General features: G+C 63.6%; 20 protein-coding genes and 1 pseudogene. 8 read left to right on the forward strand and 13 right to left on the reverse strand.

The genetic code is table 11. The features are described 5' to 3' along the window. Together VN856_RS15170 and VN856_RS15175 are read left to right on the forward strand one after the other, a co-directional pair. On the forward strand, window positions 1-502 hold a 502-nt coding region (locus VN856_RS15170; RefSeq protein ID WP_325690408.1), incomplete at its 5' end, for a class I SAM-dependent methyltransferase. Between the two features lie 159 nt (window positions 503-661). Continuing rightward, window positions 662-1,090 (forward strand): MarR family winged helix-turn-helix transcriptional regulator, encoded by a 429-nt coding sequence (locus VN856_RS15175; protein WP_325690410.1) that lies wholly within the window; start codon window positions 662-664, stop codon window positions 1,088-1,090. 12 nt (window positions 1,091-1,102) lie between these two features. Here the strand turns inward: VN856_RS15175 and VN856_RS15180 are convergent, their stop codons facing one another. The 5 genes from VN856_RS15180 to VN856_RS15200 form a co-directional block, all read right to left on the reverse strand. Continuing rightward, window positions 1,103-1,483, reverse strand: a complete 381-nt coding sequence (locus VN856_RS15180) for a nuclear transport factor 2 family protein (RefSeq protein WP_325690412.1) — start codon at window positions 1,481-1,483, stop codon at window positions 1,103-1,105. A gap of 31 nt (window positions 1,484-1,514) precedes the next feature. Next, on the reverse strand, window positions 1,515-2,516 hold the full coding sequence (locus VN856_RS15185) for a zinc-dependent alcohol dehydrogenase (protein WP_325690414.1): 1,002 nt from the start codon (window positions 2,514-2,516) through the stop codon (window positions 1,515-1,517). A gap of 25 nt (window positions 2,517-2,541) precedes the next feature. After that, entirely contained in the window at window positions 2,542-2,919 is a 378-nt protein-coding gene (locus VN856_RS15190; protein WP_325690416.1) for a DoxX family protein, read from the reverse strand. A gap of 9 nt (window positions 2,920-2,928) precedes the next feature. Then, on the reverse strand, window positions 2,929-3,810 hold the full coding sequence (locus VN856_RS15195; RefSeq protein WP_325690418.1) for an oxidoreductase: 882 nt from the start codon (window positions 3,808-3,810) through the stop codon (window positions 2,929-2,931). Window positions 3,811-3,965: 155 nt separating this feature from the next. Further along, window positions 3,966-4,337: a nuclear transport factor 2 family protein gene (locus VN856_RS15200; RefSeq protein WP_325690420.1), complete on the reverse strand. Its 372-nt coding sequence runs from the start codon at window positions 4,335-4,337 to the stop codon at window positions 3,966-3,968. A gap of 135 nt (window positions 4,338-4,472) precedes the next feature. Between VN856_RS15200 and VN856_RS15205 the strand changes: the two genes are divergently transcribed. Beyond that, window positions 4,473-6,224 carry an N-acyl-D-amino-acid deacylase family protein gene (locus VN856_RS15205; RefSeq protein ID WP_325690422.1) on the forward strand — a complete coding sequence of 584 codons (1,752 nt, stop codon included), beginning with the start codon at window positions 4,473-4,475 and terminating at the stop codon, window positions 6,222-6,224. A gap of 126 nt (window positions 6,225-6,350) precedes the next feature. Here VN856_RS15205 and VN856_RS15210 read toward each other — a convergent pair whose 3' ends face one another. Further along, entirely contained in the window at window positions 6,351-6,992 is a 642-nt protein-coding gene (locus VN856_RS15210; RefSeq protein WP_325690424.1) for a cutinase family protein, read from the reverse strand. Window positions 6,993-7,573: 581 nt separating this feature from the next. Between VN856_RS15210 and VN856_RS15215 the strand changes: the two genes are divergently transcribed. Both VN856_RS15215 and VN856_RS15220 read left to right on the forward strand, forming a co-directional pair. Then, window positions 7,574-7,711, forward strand: a complete 138-nt coding sequence (locus VN856_RS15215) for a long chain fatty acid-CoA synthetase Faa4p (protein ID WP_325690446.1) — start codon at window positions 7,574-7,576, stop codon at window positions 7,709-7,711. A 378-nt stretch (window positions 7,712-8,089) separates the two neighbouring features. Continuing rightward, window positions 8,090-8,830 carry an SDR family oxidoreductase gene (locus VN856_RS15220; protein ID WP_325690426.1) on the forward strand — a complete coding sequence of 247 codons (741 nt, stop codon included), beginning with the start codon at window positions 8,090-8,092 and terminating at the stop codon, window positions 8,828-8,830. Between the two features lie 4 nt (window positions 8,831-8,834). Here the strand turns inward: VN856_RS15220 and VN856_RS15225 are convergent, their stop codons facing one another. Next, window positions 8,835-9,611 (reverse strand): enoyl-CoA hydratase/isomerase family protein, encoded by a 777-nt coding sequence (locus VN856_RS15225; protein ID WP_325690428.1) that lies wholly within the window; start codon window positions 9,609-9,611, stop codon window positions 8,835-8,837. Between the two features lie 65 nt (window positions 9,612-9,676). Here VN856_RS15225 and VN856_RS15230 point away from each other — a divergent pair, with 65 nt between their 5' ends. After that, complete coding sequence (locus VN856_RS15230) at window positions 9,677-10,381, forward strand: SDR family oxidoreductase (protein WP_325690430.1); 705 nt, start codon at window positions 9,677-9,679, stop codon at window positions 10,379-10,381. Window positions 10,382-10,395: 14 nt separating this feature from the next. Here the strand turns inward: VN856_RS15230 and VN856_RS15235 are convergent, their stop codons facing one another. Together VN856_RS15235 and ppk2 are read right to left on the reverse strand one after the other, a co-directional pair. After that, entirely contained in the window at window positions 10,396-11,316 is a 921-nt protein-coding gene (locus VN856_RS15235) for a cation diffusion facilitator family transporter (RefSeq protein ID WP_325690432.1), read from the reverse strand. A gap of 58 nt (window positions 11,317-11,374) precedes the next feature. Beyond that, window positions 11,375-12,253 (reverse strand): polyphosphate kinase 2, encoded by an 879-nt coding sequence (gene ppk2 / locus VN856_RS15240; RefSeq protein ID WP_325690434.1) that lies wholly within the window; start codon window positions 12,251-12,253, stop codon window positions 11,375-11,377. 74 nt (window positions 12,254-12,327) lie between these two features. On the opposite strand from ppk2, the gene VN856_RS15245 reads away from it, so the two are divergent. Continuing rightward, entirely contained in the window at window positions 12,328-12,807 is a 480-nt protein-coding gene (locus VN856_RS15245) for a VOC family protein (RefSeq protein WP_325690436.1), read from the forward strand. A gap of 8 nt (window positions 12,808-12,815) precedes the next feature. Here VN856_RS15245 and VN856_RS15250 read toward each other — a convergent pair whose 3' ends face one another. After that, window positions 12,816-13,097 (reverse strand): GlsB/YeaQ/YmgE family stress response membrane protein, encoded by a 282-nt coding sequence (locus VN856_RS15250; RefSeq protein WP_325690438.1) that lies wholly within the window; start codon window positions 13,095-13,097, stop codon window positions 12,816-12,818. Between the two features lie 140 nt (window positions 13,098-13,237). After that, window positions 13,238-13,411 carry a CsbD family protein gene (locus VN856_RS15255; RefSeq protein ID WP_325690440.1) on the reverse strand — a complete coding sequence of 58 codons (174 nt, stop codon included), beginning with the start codon at window positions 13,409-13,411 and terminating at the stop codon, window positions 13,238-13,240. A 96-nt stretch (window positions 13,412-13,507) separates the two neighbouring features. Here VN856_RS15255 and VN856_RS15260 point away from each other — a divergent pair, with 96 nt between their 5' ends. Continuing rightward, entirely contained in the window at window positions 13,508-14,440 is a 933-nt protein-coding gene (locus VN856_RS15260; RefSeq protein ID WP_414686962.1) for a D-2-hydroxyacid dehydrogenase family protein, read from the forward strand. Here VN856_RS15260 and VN856_RS15265 read toward each other — a convergent pair. Further along, a pseudogene (locus VN856_RS15265) lies at window positions 14,432-15,490 on the reverse strand (phosphatase PAP2 family protein); the annotation flags it as partial. The gene VN856_RS15260 and the pseudogene VN856_RS15265 overlap by 9 nt on opposite strands. 261 nt (window positions 15,491-15,751) lie before the next feature. Continuing rightward, window positions 15,752-17,344: carbon starvation CstA family protein (locus VN856_RS15270; protein ID WP_325690444.1), on the reverse strand; the 1,593-nt coding region annotated here is incomplete at its 5' end.

Raw genomic sequence — 17,344 nt, forward strand, 5'->3', positions numbered from 1 at the left:
CTGGGTCCACGGCGATGTCCTCGACATCGGCTGCGGGCTCGGCGACAACGCCATCTACCTCGCCAAGAAGGGTTACACAGTGACCGCGCTGGACATCTCACCCACCGCCCTGACGACGGCGCAGCAGCGTGCCAGCGACGCGGGTGTTGAGGTGAAGTTCGCGGTGGCCGACTCCACCAAGCTCGACGGCTACACCGACGCGTTCGACACCGTGATCGACAGCGGCCTGTTCCACAGCCTCGATGACGACGGCAGACGTGGTTACGTCGCCGCGGTGCACCGGGCCACCCGGCCGGGCGCCACCCTGTTGCTCAGCTGCTTCTCCGACGCCAATCCGGCGGGCGAGGATTGGCGACCGGCGGTGTCCGAAGACACGCTGCGCGATGTCCTCGGCGCCGCCGGATGGGACATCACGTCGCTCGAACCTGCCACCCTTCCCGGCGAACTGGACGGCGCCCAAGTCGAAATGGCGTTCTGGTACCTCCGCGCGGTGCGGCGCTAAGCGGCCGGTAGGCAGCCATCTGGTTTGGCCGGACACGATCGCGGATAATAAGCATGAACAGTCCAGCAGAAAGATCGTGAAATGCCGCGTCCCCGCCGATCACCAACTGGTGACAGTCCGTGGCTGTCCCCGTCACAACTCCGCGCGTGGGTTGCTTTCATGCGGGTCCAGTTGCGGATGAGCTACGAGATCAACAGCCAGTTACAGCGTGACAGCGACCTTTCGTTGCCCGACTATCACGTACTCAACGCGTTGAGCACTGCGCCGGAACACAAGATGCAGATCACCGAACTTGCTGCCCTGATCGGCTGGGAACGCAGCCGGCTCTCCCACCACTTGCGACGGTTGAGCGAGCGCGGCCTGACCAAGCGCCTGCAGTCCACCGAAGACGGCAGGGCGACGGATGCGGTGCTGACCAAGAAAGGCATGGATGCCATGGTCGACGCGGCTCCCGGTCACGCCATGCTGGTCAAGAAATTGTTCTTCGAGCCGCTGCCCGACGAGCTTGTCGCTCCGTTCACCGCGGCGCTGGAGCACATTCAGGCGAGCCTGAATCTCAATGCGTCGCTGCCGCCGGTGCCCCTGTAGATCGGTGGATTTCTACGGCGCCAGTACGGGGTTGACGTCCATGTAAATGCGGTAGTCGTTGACGACTCCGTCGTGGACGCCAAAGACGTTGCAGCAGGGCAAATTCAACTCGCGGCCGTCGAGGCGCCGATAGTGGACATCCATCAGTGCGATGACCATGCCGTCGCCGACCTCCCAGAGGTCGAGGATGGTGTGATGCAAACCGGCGATCGTGTCGCGAAACGACCGGGCCGCCGCAAGAAGTTCCGATTGGGTGTCGGTCGGGTCGGCGTTTCCGAAACGGAAGTGCACGTCCGTCGTCGTCAGTGCGGCGATGGTGTTCTGATCCGCAGCATCGACGGCACGGATCAGTGTCCGAACCAAGTCGCCGGCTGTGAGGCGTGTGTCCTCCATGCGTTTCCTTCTGCAAATGTGGCTGTACCACTTACCCGTTCGGTGCGATAAGTGCTTTCATGATTCGGCCTGCCTGCAGATCATCGAAGGCAGCCAGTGTGTCGGGCAGTGGTGCGACGACGCTGGTGAGATCGTCGACGACGAGTAGGCCTGTCCCGAGCAGGTCAATGGCCCCGTCGAATTCGTCGGTGTAGGTGTAGGACCCGCGCACCACGATCTCTTTGAGCAGTATGGTCGCCGCATCCAATCTCGTTTCCGATCCGGAGCCGACCACGACCAGGGTGCCCCCGGGTGTGAGTAGAGCCATCGCGGTCGCCACCGCTGCGTTATTGCCCGAGCATTCGATAGCCACATCGACGGTCGCGGTGGCGTCGACGGACTGGTTGGCGGTGATGACGGTGGCGTGCGAGCTGGCCGCGAACGCCGCTCGGTCGGCCGCCGGCTCCATCAGCAGAACGCGCTCCGGATCCTTGAGATATGCCAATCGGCACGCGAGCTGGCCGATCGGGCCGCCGCCTGTTACCAGCACCGTCAGTCCCCGGATATCGCCGGCGAGCTCCACCGCGCGCAGTGCCGTCGCGGCGGGCTCGACCCATGCGGCGTGCCGAGCGGAGAGTTCGGGCGGGATGGCCCGTAGGTGGGACGGGAATGCAGCCATCAATGGCGCGAGTGCACCGTCGGCTTGCAGACCCAGGGCCGTTTCGAGCGTCGCCTGACGACAGAAGTTGGGCCGCCCGGATCTGCAGAAATCGCAGACCCCGCATACGTTTCCGTTGGGGTTGACTGCGACTCGTTGGCCGACGCTCCAATCGGTCACGTCGGCGCCGACAGTGACAATCCTGCCCGTCGATTCGTGCCCAAGGATGCAGTCACCCAGGTAGACCTGCGGTAGTTGTGCCGCGTGAAGATCACTTCCGCAGATACCGCACAGCTCGACTTCGACGATGACCTGATCGGGTCGCAGTGGCGGCCGCGGGCGTTCCTGCAAGGCGATCGTTCGATCAGCGGTGAGTACCACTGCCGGCATGGTCATGGTGATGACTCCTCCCGCGACACCGTCAGGCCAACGGGTAGGGCCCGAACCTGCCCCACGCAACGAACACGGCCAGCGTTAACAGCACAGCATTGACCCCGATGTTCATGGCCTCGTTGCGGCGAGCGTGAACCACTGCCGCGCCGACCATCACGAGGACCAAGCCGACCGCAGCCAACGGGACAAGGATAGGGGCGATATGCGTGACTGCGGGCAAGATCAACCCAGCGGCGCCGAGAACCTCAACCACGCCGATCAATCGAATGTTCGTCGGAGTGACGTCTTGAGCCCAACCTTGGCCGGCGCTGACCAACTTCTCCTTCGGGACAAGGAGTTTCATCAGCCCGCTTCCGGCGAAGCTTGCCGCTAAAACACCCGCGACGATCCACAGTGCTAGATTCATGGTCTCCTCCTAGGGGTGGGTGATACGTGCTTGGCTGAGAGTGGCGATGTCGTTGTCGGGCAACGACAACGAGCCGGCGGCCAGGTTTTCGACAAGGTGGCCCCGAGTGCTGGTCCCGGGGATCAGCAACACGTTGTCCGCGATCGCCAATAGCCACGCGAGAGCGACCTGGGCTGGTGTCGCGCCGTGACTGGCAGCAATTCGATTGACAACCGGATTGTTTCCAATGGCGTCATGCTGGGCCTTCGGCCAACCCAGTGGACAGAACGGAACGAACGGGATCCCACGGGCCGTGCACTCCTCGAGTACTGTCGCCGATGACCGATTCGCAAGGTTGTAGACGTTCTGTACGCAGACGATGTCGGTGACCTCGAGCGCCATCAGCAGGTGCCGATGCGTGACATTGCTGACCCCGACGCCCGCGATCAGACCTTCATCGCGGGCTGCCACCAAGGCGCCCAACTGATCCGCGAACCGTTGATCGGGCACCGCGTTGTCCAACACGCGCAAGTTGACCGCGGTGAGCTGCTCGACACCGAGCGTTGTAAGGTTTTCTTCGATGCCGGCGCGGAGCTGATCGGGGTCGTCATACGGCAACACTCCGCCGGAATCATCCCGTCGCGCAGCAACTTTGCTCACCAAAGCCAGCCCGTCCGGGTAGGGGAAGAGCGCCTCACGGATCAACGAGTTGACTACGCCCGGACCGTAATACTGGGCGGTGTCGATGTGATCGACACCGGCGTCGAGGGCTGCGCGTAATACCGCGAGCGCCTCGTCACGATCCCGGGGCGGACCGTAGACGCCGTCGCCGGCCAGTTGCATCGCGCCGTAGCCGACGCGCCGGACCGTTTTGCCTGCCAAGCGATAGCGATCGCCCGTCCGCGTGTCCATCGTCGGCGCCTTCCTGGCGATTTCCGGCGTCGACGCCAGTTATCGCGCGCCGACGGGATCCGCAAGCTGTGCGAATCGAACCGTAACACTCAACTACATGACATATCAAGTTATTTCCGAACCGGGTGGATCGTCAGTACTCGGGTGTCGGGCCTTCAGGTCGGCGGGGAGTTGAGGAAGACATACAGCGCTGAAATCTTGTCGTCGCGGGTAATGATGATGTCGATACCGGTGTATCGGGGCGGTTCGCCTGCAGGTCCAGAACCCCAATCAACACGTCCGCCGTTCTGTACTGCTAACGGCGCGCTATGTGGGGTATAGACATAGCTGGGATGACTGGCACGCAAGTCGCCGCAGATTCTGTCGAGTGCCTCGTGGCCGTGGTACTGGTCGACCGGCAGATTGACGACGCAGTCTTCGGTGTACAGCTCCTCGATAGCGGACCGTCGGCGTTCGGGGTCGCCCTCACCAAAGACTTCCTGCAGATTACGCAGCAACAGGGTTTCGATGACGTGTGAAGTAGACACATGAAACATCATGCACTGGGGCACGCGAGGTTGGGCGGCGAGGGTGCCGAGTTCTTGTCCGCCCGAAGTTAACGGTGTAAATATTGAAGTCTTCCGCCACACCGACGTGGCGACTCCGGGACGGATCAGGGTGTCATGAGTTACGACTTGATCATTCGAGGTGGGCGGGTCGTCGATGGCTCAGGAGCGGCACCGCGCACCGCGGACATCGCCGTGCAGGACGGACTGATCGCCGAGGTCGGCCGGATCGACGGCGCCGCCCGGCGGACCATCGACGCTGACGGACTCACCGTCACACCAGGATTCGTTGATATCCACACGCATTTCGACGGTCAGGCGACGTGGGATCCACATCTGACGCCGTCGTGCTGGCACGGCGTCACCACCGCGATCATGGGCAATTGCGGCATCGGTTTCGCACCGGTGCGGCCCGACCGGCACGACTGGCTCATCGAATTGATGGAGGGCGTCGAGGACATCCCCGGCAGCGCGCTGGCGGAGGGGATCTCGTGGGAGTGGGAATCCTTCGGCGAGTACCTAGACGCGCTGGAGAGGATGCCGCGCGCCGTCGATGTCGGCACGCAGATACCGCAGGCCGCGGTGCGCGCCTATGTCATGGGCGACCGCGCACTGGATGCCCCGACCGCCGATGACCTGACCGCGATGAGCCAAGCGGTCACCGCCGGCCTGCGTGCGGGAGCCCTCGGCATGTCGTTCGGGCGCACCGCTGGACATCGCAGCGCGAGTGGGCAACCGGTGCCGGGAACGTATTCGGACGAGGACGAACTCGTTGCCTTGATGACCGCGATGGCCGAGGCGGGAAGTGGTGTCCTGCAGGTGGTGCCGGCCGGTGTGGGCGGTGAAATGGGCGGCGACCAACGGCATTCCATCGATAGCGAGGTCGAGTGGATCAGCCGGCTGGGCCAGCGGTTTCGGATACCGCTGACATTCTTGGCCATGGTCAACGAGCAAGACCCGCACGACTGGCAGCACTGGTTCAGTGCCGTGCGTACCGCCAACGCCGCCGGTGCGAATGTGCGACCACAAGTAGCAAGCCGCGCCTTCGGGATGTTGATGGGCCATCAGTCGCGGATGAATCCGTTCCGGCACCGGCGTAGTTACCGCGCCCTGATGGATCTGCCGCTCGACCAACGTGTTGCAGCCCTTCGCGACCCGCAGACGAAGGCGCGGATCCTCGCGGAGACGCCCGACGCGGGCGATGCACCGTCGGCCGATCAACTCAACCGCCATATGTTCAAACGGCTATACCCGCTCGGAGAGCGACTCGACTACGAACCGTCGGCTGACGACAGCATCGCGGCCATCGCAGCGCGCGAGGGTCGCGATCCGTGGGAGGTCACCTACGACACGCTGCTGCACGCCGATGGCAGAGAATTTCTGCTGTTCCCGCTGCTGAACTACGCCGGCAACGACTACCACCATCTGCACGACATGATGTCGGACCCACTTAGTTTGCAGGGCCTCGGCGACGGGGGAGCCCACTGCGGCATCATCTGTGACGCCAGCATGACGACCTACCTGATGTCCTACTGGGTGCGTGACCGCACGCGGGGCCCGCGGATCCCGCTGGAGACGGCCGTGCATCGGCTCACCGGCGATCCCGCCGCTTTCTACGGCCTCGGTGATCGCGGTGTCCTGGAGCCGGGCCGGCGCGCTGACATCAACCTCATCGACCTGGACAACTTGGGGCTGCACTATCCCGAGCAGGTGCGGGATCTGCCCGGCGGCGCGGGAAGGCTCATTCAGCGTTCCGATGGCTATGTCGAAACGCTGGTGCTCGGTCAGACCATCGTCGCCGACGGCGAGCTCACCGACCGTCGGCCCGGGGGCCTTGTCCGCGGCCCGCGGCCGATAGCGGCGGCATAACTGAAGACCTTGAACGACAACACGATTGACTCCCGACCCGGCACACGGGTGAAGTCGCTGCGGCACGGGGAACACGATTGCAGCGTCGCCGGCTTCGGCGAAACGTGAGAAACGTCTACGTCCGGCTTAGCGGTGGATCGCGTTAGCGGCGAAATCAGCAGCTTGATCGGTCATGCCGTTCGTCTTATAGGCGCTGTGGGCGGCCCGGCTGAATCCCTGGCCCGATGAGCAGACCGGATCCTGGGGTGTGCACAGGTCGAGCGTCTTGTGTGCGTAGAGCGGGCCGATGTTGATCGGTGGGGCGTCGCGGTCGATCAGGTTGAGAAATCCGGCGGAGGGCTTGCCGAACAGGGTGACCGCGGCGACGTGCGGGGCGACGGTGGGCGGCAACGGCCCGGTGATGCCCGCCGGGAGCGCGTAGCCGGGCGGGACGCTGTCGGAGGTGATGTAGGCCGCGATCGCGGCGCCCTGCGAATAACCGCCGAGAACGATCTTGGTAGCGGGGCAGGTGTTGACAGTGTCGAGGACTTTGTTGGCGGCGTCGGCAACGCCATCGGCGGCTTGCCCGAAGCTCAGCGACGCGGGGTAATTCACCCCGTACACATCGACCGTGCGGCCGCCCAGGCGGGATGTCAGGGCGTCGGAGAATTCTTGTCCGACGGTGCCGGGGCCGGGTGGTTCCAGGGTGCCGCGGGCGAAGATGACCTCGACGTCGGCGCACTGCCCATCGGCGGCGGCCTTGCTGATGGCCGGGGTCGTCACCGCCATTGCGAACAGCATCGTCAAGACAGCCGCGAATTGCAGGGCCCTCATCATTGGCTGCGCGCACCATGACAGCGGCGATATGCCGTAGCGGGTTGTCTCGTGCACGCTGTTGCCTTTCGTCGAGCGAGGATGCTTTGTGAAGCGTATGCGGTGGAAGACTCCCGCGCAGTGCGGCCTCCGGCGTCGATGCCGTCGGTCATTTTGATGTCTCGCACTAGCGGTGGTCAAACTCAGCACCTTGCAACACCCGGGATGGTGGTCTTCATTCCGCCCTCGTCGGCGGGAAAGGAAACTGCAGGTGACGGATGCGACCAAAAGCGTAACGATACGCAACGAAACGGCAGCTGAAGCGGTGTATTTCTCGATCAATGCGAGAGTCCGCGGTGTCGATTAGGTTTTCGCTTCGATTCGCAATACGCTAGCGCGCGGTTTGTCATCAACTCAGGAAAGCGGCCATGCCTATTCAGTCCGCGCTGGTGCGTCCACGACAGGCGCGTAGCGCCCAGCGATTCGCTTCCCGCGTTAAGTGCCCAACGGTCGGCCAGTGCTTCGACATCGAAGCCACTCGCGACGCAGACGGGTGGATGATCCGGATCCCAGAGATCGGCAGGGTCACCCGCGCCAGTCGCCGCGCAGCAGTGGAATTGGCAGCACGGGAATGCATCGCACTCTGGACCGGCATCCCGATCGGGTATGTCGCCGTCAACATCAAGCTCGGCTAAACGCCGAGCTTTATTTATTGGCCGAGGTGTATCTCGGGCGTGACCTCACCGCGATGGTGACCAAGAACGCTCATCATCATGACGGTGTTTGCGGCATTCGCCGCTTTGACCATGGCGACTTGCGTCGGCTATTACTTCGGTCGGCGCACGAGGTCAACGCAGTCGACTTGGAAAAAGCGAACTAGTCGAATCGCATTGGGGAGGCGGGCGGCTAGTCTGCTCGTGCTGGTCGCAGCCCGCCGCATTCGGCAGCGATTGCGACCCGAGCCCATGGTCGACCTGTTCGGGCTGAGAATCCTTGCGCCACTTGATCTGCTGCGAGGTAGCGTTACGCGGATGCGCTCCTACCGCGGTGCGCCAGGTTGGTGAGGCAACGAAATGTCAACGCTTGAGGGCAAGATCGCGTTCGTGACCGGCGCATCGTCGGGTCTCGGCGCTGAGACAGCCCGGTTGTTATCACGCCGGGGCGCAACGGTTTTCGGCATAGGCCGAGACGCCGCACGGTTGGCCGAGGTTTTCGGTGACGTCGAAAAGGGCTCATACGCATCGGTGGACATCGCATCGACGCAAGCCTGTAAAGACGCGATCGAGCAGTGCGTCCGCGAATTGGGCGGTCTGGATGTGTTGATCAACATTGCGGGGCGACACCAGATGCGACGTACTGAGTCGATGACCGACGACGAGTGGACGCAAGATCTCGCGGTCAACCTCAACGGGCCGTTCCACTTGTGCAAGGCGGCGCTGCCCTATCTGCTGGAGCGAGGCGGCAACATCGTCAACGTCAGCTCGATTGCCGGCGTCGAAGGCCAGGCCTATTCGGCCGGCTACTGCGCCGCCAAGCACGGCCTGATCGGGCTCACGCGGGCGTTGGCGGTCGAGTACACCGCGGATCGCTTGCGCGTCAACGCGGTTTGTCCCGGCGGCATGCTGACACCGCAGATCGAACAGTTCACCGCACCCGAGAACCCGAACTACGACCTGATCATGCGCACGGCCTCACCACGCGGCATGATGCAACCCCTCGACGTGGCGAACGTGATCGCATTCCTGGCCAGCGACGATGCAACGGCGATTCACGGCGCGGTCTATCGCGTCGACAACGGCAAAGGCGCCGGCTAGGCGGTCACGAGCCGGTGAAGCGCGGCTCCCGCCGCTCGGCGGTGGCCGAGACGCCCTCAACGAAGTCGGCGGTCGCCGCGAGCTTGATCTGCTCGGCTTGCTCCAACGCAGTGGCCGCGCGCACGCGATCGGCGAGATCGCCACGCAACGTCCGGCGGATGGATACCACTGCGAGTGGTGCACTGGCAGCGACCTTGGCCGCCAACTCATGCGCGCCGGACCGCACATCGCCGTCGGCCGTCAGACGGTCGCACAAGCCGATGCTCGCCGCTTCTTCCCCCGGCACCTCACGGCCGGTGTAGAGCAGGTCTTGAGCGCGCTGCGACCCGATGACGGCCGGCAACGTGACAGTGATCCCGAATCCCTGATGCAGGCCGAGCCGGCTGAAGTTCGCAACGAAGCGGGTGGACGGGCCGGCCACCCGGAAGTCGGCAACCAGCGCCAACCCGAGGCCGCCACCCACCGCCGCACCCTGTACGGCCGCGACGATCGGTGTGCGGGCCGTGAACAAACGCGCCGCCTCCTCGTACAGCGACCCTGTGGACGCCTCCACCGTCGGCTCGCTGCCACGCAGCGCGCCCGCTAGGTCCGCACCCGCGCAGAAGTGCCGACCAGCCGAGCAGAGCACGATCGCCCGCGCGTCACCGTCGGCATCAAGGCGTTCGAAGGTATCGGCCAACCCGGCGATGAGGGCGGCATCGAAATGGTTACGCGGGCCGTTCTCGAACTCGACCGTGGCGACGTGGTCAGCGGACACCTCAACGCGGATCTGATGAGTCATGAAGGCATTGAACACGGTGGAGCAGAATAGACACACCACCCGCACGCTCGATCGAAGGGCAGGACATGCGTATCGAAGGCTCAGTAGCGTTGGTCACTGGCGCCAACCGCGGTCTTGGTCAGCATTTGGCCGAACAGTTGCTCGCGAGGGGTGCGGCGAAGGTCTATGCGGCGGCTCGTCGACCCGAAACGGTCTCCGCTCAGGGCGTCGTTCCGCTGCGCCTCGACGTCACCGATGCCGACAGCATCGCAGCTGCGGCCGAGACTGCCTCTGACACAACGCTTTTAATCAACAATGCCGGCATTTATACCACCGGAGGTGTGCTCGAGACGCCGCTGGACACGATCCGCCGCGAGATGGAGACGAATTTCTTCGGAACCTTGCTCGTGACAAGGGCGTTCGCGCCACATCTGATCACCAACGCGCCCGGTGCGATCCTCAACGTCGCTTCGGTGCTGTCATGGCTGCATCCCATCGGCTTCGGGACCTACTCATGCTCCAAAGCGGCGTTGTGGGCCCAAACCGACGTCGTCCGCGAGGAACTCAAACCTCACGCCGTCGCTGTCACCGCGCTGCACGTGGGATTCATGGAGACCGACATGACGACCGGGATCGACGCGCCGAAATCCGATCCGGCCGCCGTCGCCGCGGACGCACTCGACGGCGTCGAGGCCGGGCTGGTCGAGGTGCTCGCTGACGATCTCACTCGCAGCGCCAAAGCCGAGCTGTCCGCAGATCGCGAAACCGTGACTTCTAACGCGGAGTCTTAAGTGGCTGTCAGCGCTCAGGAAGCTCGCGCCGACCAGGTGAAGCTCTGCATGTCGGGAATGCGAGACGTGAGCAGTGAGGCGACGCTGCGGCCGACCTGATCAGCGGTCCCCAGCGAAGTCTCGGAATCCAAGAACCCTTCCACCTCGACGCGCAGTGTCCGTCCCGTCCAGCGGGCGCGAGCATGCGCGTGCTGAACACCGGGCACTTCAATGGCAGCCGTCTCGGCGGTCGTGATGATCTCCGGGTCGACGCCATCGAGAAGACGGTGGGCGATGTCCGCCGTCACTTCCCAACCGACGTGACAAATGAATCCGGTGACGACGATTCCTGCGACCGCGTCAGCCCATGCCCAGCCCAGGGCAACCCCGATCAGGCCGAGCATCGCGCCCGCCGATGACAACGCATCCAGCCATGAGTGCTTGGCATCGGCCACCATGGTGGCCGAGCGAATCCGGCGGCCCACGGTCAATTTATATCTCGCCACCAGTTGGTTGCCCGCGATTCCCACCCCCGCGGCGGCGATGCCCCAGCCGACGTGACCCGTGCTGCCATGACGCAACAGCTTGCTGACACTTTCGAACCCGGCCACCAGGGCACTACCCCAAATCACCAGCGCCACACCGATTCCGGCGAGGTCTTCGGCCCGTTCGTAACCATACGGGTAGCGCTCGGTGGGAAGGTGGCGTGATGCCCGAAATCCGACGAACACCAGGGCGCTGGTCGACACATCCGACAGGTTGTGCAACGCGTCGCCCAGCAGCGCCACCGAACCTGATACCAATGCGATCGACAATTCGATCAGCCCGGTTACGGCCAGTCCCACGGCGCTGATGGCGACGGCGCGGTTCGCTTGCCGGCGTTCGCTCGCATCGTCGGTAGCGGTGTCGAGGGGGAAACTTGTCGCGGGGTCGCGGACCCCGTTGATCTGATGCATAGCGGTAAGCATGCCCGCCGCGGGCAGCATCGCAAAGACCGGCCGCCGGGCGAATGGCTCAGTCAGCCAACGCCCGTCCGACGATCAACGGATCCGGTTCGCCCACGACGTCAGCGTCCTTGTCGGCGTAGTCGAACTTGGCAAGCAAGTAACGCATGGCGTTGATGCGGGCACGCTTCTTGTCGTTGCTTTTGACCACTATCCACGGCGCGGCATCGGTATCGGTCGCGGCAAACATTTCCTCCTTCGCCGCGGTGTAGTCGTCCCATCGATTCACCGACTCCATATCCATCGAGGAAAACTTCCACTGCCGTACCGGGTCTACGAGACGGATGGCGAACCGGGTGCGTTGTTCTGCCGGTGACACCGAGAACCAGAACTTGGTCAGGCTGATGCCGTCGTTGACCAGCATCCCTTCGAAAAGAGGCGCCTGCCGCAGGAATTCAGCGTATTGCTCGGGCGTGCAAAAGCCCATTACCTTTTCGACACCGGCGCGGTTGTACCAGGACCGGTCGAAGAGAACCATCTCGCCACCCGCCGGGAGGTGGCCGATGTAGCGTTGGAAATACCACTGCGTCTGTTCGCGTTCGGACGGTTTCTCCAACGCCTCAACCCGCGCGCTGCGCGGATTGAGATGCTCCATGAATCGCTTGATGGTGCCACCCTTGCCGGCCGCGTCCCTACCCTCGAACACAATCACGTGACGGGCGCCGATGCGTTTGCCGTGCTGTTGTAGCTTGAGCAACTCGATTTGCAGGCGGCGTTTCAGATGCTCGTATTCATCGTGCGGCATGCGGTGGTCGTAGGGATATCGTTCGCGCCACGTATCGATGTGTTCGCCGTGCCGATCAAGCAGGACGGGGTCGTCATCATCACTATCGTCGACGGTGTAGCCATGCTCGGGCGTCGACAGGGTTTCCAGATCTATCTCGGGCATGACCCGACGCTCGCGCAAGGAACAACTACGTTACCCTTGACCTCAAGTTTGGTTGAGGTCTTAGCGTCATCTTGATGACACACACCCCGATCTCGTCGAGCAATCGCTGGCCCGAGGAATTGAGCACGATCGGCGCCCTCCGATTCGCCCGGCGCTCGGCACATTTCGACGAAACTGTCAGCTTCTACCGCGACCTGGTCGGCCTTCCACTGTGCGCCACATTCGGCGAGAGCTATGGCAGCAACGGAGCGATATTCGGCCTTCCTGGATCGAGTCTTACCTTCGAGATCGTGGAGGCGATCGGACCGGTGCCGGTGGATAGCCAGGAGCAGCTGTGCCTGTACTTCCCCGATCCCGCGGCTCAGCAGCAAGCTATTGCGCGCCTCGTAGCGGCAGGGGCCAAACCTGTTCAATCTCATCCGTATTGGGCGGCAACCGGTTCGATCACCTATCGCGATCCCGACGGTCGCGAGGTGGTATTCGCGCCGTTTGTCTTCGGCGTGAACGAACCCGTCGAAAGCAACATCTCTGGTGTGCACTGGACCGCGCCTTGACGACAAAATCATCGAGTGGTATTGCTGCCCCGTTTGCCGGTGACGCCGACGTAAATCGCAATCAAAACGACGGCGATGATGATTCCTACGAGAAAGGCGGTAAGCGCGAATCCGCCACCTTCTGAAGGGTAGACCAGCTTGTAGGTCACCCACGATCCGGCAAGCGACCCGATGGCGCCGAGCAAAATCGTCATGATGACACCGATGCTTTGCTTGCCCGGAAGAATGAGGCGCGCAAGCGCTCCTATGATCAGCCCGACGAAGATTGCTCCGACAACCGTTCCGATCATTTCCGCTCCTTCGCAGTAGGTCATCGGTTACCCGTTTCCGCCGATCCCACGCAAATACCCGGTGCAAAGTGGCTGAGAAAAGCGGAAGGCCACCGGGGTCGGGTCCACCGGTGGCCGTCCTCTGCGCTGGCTCGTCGTAGTTACTTCTTGAAGGCGTCCTTCACGTGCTCGGCGGCGTCCTTGACGCTGGACTTCGCCTGGTCGAGCTTGCCTTCGGTGCGGGTCTTGTCGTCGCCGGTGGCCTTGCCGAGACCTTCTTTGGCCTTACCAGCGATGTCGTCGATCTTGTTGCTCACTTTGTCGTGGGCTCCCATGCGCTTCAGCTCCTTTGCTCGGGGCAGTGCTGCCTCGCGTCCGGGATGTCTACCCGCGTCGATTGAGGGCCAAACCAGGTATGCGAGATTGGCACCATGCGGGTCGCGATCCTCGATGACTACCAGAACGTCGCGTTGAGCATGGCCGACTGGTCCGACGTGGCCGCCCGGGCCGAGATCACCGTGTTCAATGATCACCTCGCCGACCAGGACGCCGTCGTGAAGCGGCTGGCGCCGTTCGACGTGGTGTGCGTCATGCGGGAGCGCACACCATTGCCGCGTGACGTCATCGAGCGCCTGCCGCGGCTGAAGATGATCGCCTCGACCGGGCCGTTCAACGCTGCCGTCGACGTCGCGGCCGCCAAGGAACGCGGCATCTACGTGAGCACCACCGGTGGCTACGTGGAGTCCACGGTCGAGCTCACCTGGGCGCTGATCCTTGCCGCTGCCCGCCGGATCGTCGACGAGTCCGAGTCGGTGCGCGCCGGCGGCTGGCAAACCTCCGTCGGCCCGCAACTGGGCGGCACCGTGTTGGGCGTCCTCGGATTGGGACGCATCGGCAGCCGAGTGGCCAGAGTCGGCAAGGCGTTCGGGATGGACATCATCGCGTGGAGCGCAAACCTGACGCCCGAAGCCGCCGAACAAGCCGGGGCGACCTACGTGTCGAAAGACGAATTGTTCAGCCGCGCAGACGTCTTGACCATCCATCTGGTGCTCAGCGAGCGCTCCCGCGGGCTGGTCGGCAGCGGCGAGTTGGCTCTGATGAAGCCGACGGCGTTGTTAGTCAACACATCTCGAGGACCGATTATCGACGAGTCGGCCCTCCTCGAAGCTTTACGGTCGCGGCGACTTGGCGGCGCAGGCCTCGACGTCTTCGACGTCGAACCGTTGCCTGCCGGCCACCCGCTGCGATCGCTGGACAACGTGGTCGCCACGCCGCACATCGGTTACGTCGCCGAGCAGGTCTATCGGGTCTTCTACGGGGAATCTGCGGCCAAGATCGCCCGCTGGCTGAGCCAGGGCAGCTGACTTCGACGCACGGCGCCGGGACCACAACGCGTCGAGGAGGCCGAGAAGTGCTGACACCGCGGCGGCTAGCGCCCAGCCGAGCAAGATATCGACGACGAAATGCTCGGCCGAGTACACCAGCACGAAGGCCATCGCCAATGGGTAGGCCACCAGTAGCGGACGCCACCCGCGCCTGACCCGCCGCCACAGGAAGATGGAAATCATCGCGGTCAACGCGGCGTGCAGCGAGGGAATCGCCGCGACGAGATTCACACTGGCCTGTCCGGAGTTGACCAGCGCGCCCGCCGACTGCAGATGGAGCGTGCCCCAACCGCGGGTGGAGATTCGTTCCACGAACTGGTGAGCGCCCGGTTGGCTCATGTGCATCGCGCCCAGCAGTCCGCCGTCGGGAACGCCTGCAGCGCTTCGATACATGCACGGCGGGTTCGGCGGGCCACCGGCGATGTCGGCCGCTGTGCAACGCGCGGCCGCCCACGGTGGGGCCGCCGGCACGACCACGTAGACGGCGACCGCTGCGAATGACAGCACCACGAACCGACGGACGAATGCAGCCCAATCAGTCCGGTTGTACAGCCAGAGCACGCCCGCGACCGCGTAAGGCAGGATAAAAAACGACATGTAAATGCTGCTGATGATCATTTCCCACCACGGAGGCTGCGGCATCTTGATGCGCTCTTGCAGCCACACCGTCGGGACCGTGCCGAAGAATAGCCAGCGATCGGCATCGGGCTGGAATCGCCAGAGCGCGGCCGCGCCGAGCATGTCGGCCGCACCACGACTGAGGTCGTAGAGGACCAACACGAGTGCGAACGGCAGCCAATCGCGCAGGACGGTGACCACCTTGTGCCCGCGGCCAATGCTCGCGGCGATCAGTCCGGTAGCTATGTACAGCAGCAGCAATTCGCGGTTGAACGCGACCCCGTCCGTGACGGTTCGATAGGTGACCACCAGGGCCCACGTGCTGACAGCGACGCGCCGGGCCCAGGTGAGCCAAACTCCGCGGCTGACCGGATCGGACGTGTCGGCGGAATGGGGTGGCTGCGACACCACGGTGGAGGGCCGGCCGGTGCCTCGGCGCCCAGCAGGTGCTGTCTGTGGGTCGCGGTTGAACAGTCGGACCCGGCGATCGGTTGTTACTACCACCAGTCCAACCCTATCCTTTGCCGACCGTTTTCTATCCGTTCATTTTCGCGCGATTTGCATTTACGCTAATAAATCAGCCAAACACGCTGTAAGTGAAGGGTTTAACGCATCCCTAGCGCGGTACTGCGGGTGTCTATGTGGCAGCTGTGAATTCGCAGCCTCGTCTACTCACCCGTCGAGGTGCATCAGAGCCAAAACGCTCCACTGTCGTTGCACCTTCCGCTCTTCCGCGGTGGAGATCATGCCGGATGGTGCGAACATTTTCGACGGCACCGGATCCTCTTCGGTCAGTGGTATGCCGCCCCCGCGAATTGCCCTGAGTATCACCACAATTGCGGCCAGCACCACGATGACCACGACAGCGGCGAAGATGACCGACAGCGTGCCCTGGATGAACGTGTTCCTGACGACGTCAGCCAGCTGATCCTTCGTTTTCGCCGAGCCGAACGCCGTCTTACCCGATGCTTGGGCTGCGGCGTAGCGGAAGTGCTGCGTCCAGTAGCCGACGTTGGGATCGCCGGAGAAGATCTTCTGCCACGACGCGGTCAGCGTGACCGTCAGATCCCACAGCAACGGAATCCCCGGAATCCACACCCACTTCAGGTAGCCCTTCTTGATGACCACTACCGTGACGACGGTCAGTGCGATCGCGGCCAGCAATTGATTGGCGATGCCGAACAACGGGAACAGCGTGTTGATGCCGCCCAGTGGGTCGGTCACGCCCATCAGCAGGATGCTGCCCCACGCGGCGGCCACCGCCAGGCTGCAGATCCACACACCCGGGCGCCAGCTCGGATTTCGCAATTTGCTCAGCGGGCCGCCGAGGTTCCCGAGTGCGTCGGACAGCATGAAGCGCGCGACCCGGGTGCCCGCGTCGACCGCGGTCAGAATGAAGAGCGCCTCGAACATGATCGCGAAGTGATACCAGAACGCCTTCAGGCCCGAACCGCCCAAAACCCGTTGCAGCACTTCGGACATGCCGATCGCAAGCGTCGGTGCGCCGCCGGTGCGCGAAACTATCGATTTCTCGTCTACCGCGGCGGCGGCTTCATTCAGCTCGGCCGCAGTTACCGGCGGTCCCGACAGGCCAAGGTGATTGACGTAGTCGGCCGCGGTCGCCGCGGTGCCGCCGGTGCGAGCTACCGGTGCGTTGAGGGTGAAGTACAGATGCTGGTCGAGGATCGCGGCGCTGATCAATGCCATCACCGCGACAAACGACTCGGTGAGCATGCCGCCGTAGCCGATCAGCCGCATCTGGCTTTCTTTCTCCAGCAGCTTCGGCGTGGTGCCCGACGCGATCAGCGCGTGGAATCCCGACAGCGCGCCGCATGCGATGGTGATGAACAGAAATGGAAACAGCGATCCAGCGAACACCGGTCCATCACCGTGAGCGGCGAAGTGCGAGAGCGCCGGTGCGCTGAGGACCGGGTGCGCGATGCAGATGCCGGTCGCCAGCAAGGCGATGGCTCCGATCTTCATGAACGTCGACAGGTAATCGCGCGGTGCGAGCAGCAACCACACCGGCAACACCGACGCAACGAATCCGTAGCCGACGATCAGCCACGACACCGTCACCGGCGACAAGTTCAACCACGATGCGCCCCAAGCTGATTCGCCGACGACATCGCCGAACGCCACGGCGAGCATCAACAGCACGAAGCCGACCACCGACACTTCCGCTACCCGCCCGGGTCGCAGGAATCGCAAATAGCAGCCCATGAAGACGGCAATCGGGATCGTCATCGCGATGGAGAACACGCC

The organism is Mycobacterium sp. (genome assembly GCF_035603715.1).
Lineage (GTDB): Bacteria > Actinomycetota > Actinomycetes > Mycobacteriales > Mycobacteriaceae > Mycobacterium.

Coding starts and splice junctions, on each gene's coding strand:
- VN856_RS15175 (WP_325690410.1), top strand. CDS start 662: ATGCGGGTCCAGTTGCGGATGAGCTACGAGATCAACAGCCAGTTACAG.
- VN856_RS15180 (WP_325690412.1), bottom strand. CDS start 1,483: ATGGAGGACACACGCCTCACAGCCGGCGACTTGGTTCGGACACTGATC.
- VN856_RS15185 (WP_325690414.1), bottom strand. CDS start 2,516: ATGACCATGCCGGCAGTGGTACTCACCGCTGATCGAACGATCGCCTTG.
- VN856_RS15190 (WP_325690416.1), bottom strand. CDS start 2,919: ATGAATCTAGCACTGTGGATCGTCGCGGGTGTTTTAGCGGCAAGCTTC.
- VN856_RS15195 (WP_325690418.1), bottom strand. CDS start 3,810: ATGGACACGCGGACGGGCGATCGCTATCGCTTGGCAGGCAAAACGGTC.
- VN856_RS15205 (WP_325690422.1), top strand. CDS start 4,473: ATGAGTTACGACTTGATCATTCGAGGTGGGCGGGTCGTCGATGGCTCA.
- VN856_RS15210 (WP_325690424.1), bottom strand. CDS start 6,992: ATGGCGGTGACGACCCCGGCCATCAGCAAGGCCGCCGCCGATGGGCAG.
- VN856_RS15215 (WP_325690446.1), top strand. CDS start 7,574: ATGATCCGGATCCCAGAGATCGGCAGGGTCACCCGCGCCAGTCGCCGC.
- VN856_RS15220 (WP_325690426.1), top strand. CDS start 8,090: ATGTCAACGCTTGAGGGCAAGATCGCGTTCGTGACCGGCGCATCGTCG.
- VN856_RS15225 (WP_325690428.1), bottom strand. CDS start 9,611: ATGACTCATCAGATCCGCGTTGAGGTGTCCGCTGACCACGTCGCCACG.
- VN856_RS15230 (WP_325690430.1), top strand. CDS start 9,677: ATGCGTATCGAAGGCTCAGTAGCGTTGGTCACTGGCGCCAACCGCGGT.
- VN856_RS15235 (WP_325690432.1), bottom strand. CDS start 11,316: ATGCATCAGATCAACGGGGTCCGCGACCCCGCGACAAGTTTCCCCCTC.
- ppk2 (WP_325690434.1), bottom strand. CDS start 12,253: ATGCCCGAGATAGATCTGGAAACCCTGTCGACGCCCGAGCATGGCTAC.
- VN856_RS15245 (WP_325690436.1), top strand. CDS start 12,328: ATGACACACACCCCGATCTCGTCGAGCAATCGCTGGCCCGAGGAATTG.
- VN856_RS15250 (WP_325690438.1), bottom strand. CDS start 13,097: ATGATCGGAACGGTTGTCGGAGCAATCTTCGTCGGGCTGATCATAGGA.
- VN856_RS15255 (WP_325690440.1), bottom strand. CDS start 13,411: ATGGGAGCCCACGACAAAGTGAGCAACAAGATCGACGACATCGCTGGT.
- VN856_RS15260 (WP_414686962.1), top strand. CDS start 13,508: ATGCGGGTCGCGATCCTCGATGACTACCAGAACGTCGCGTTGAGCATG.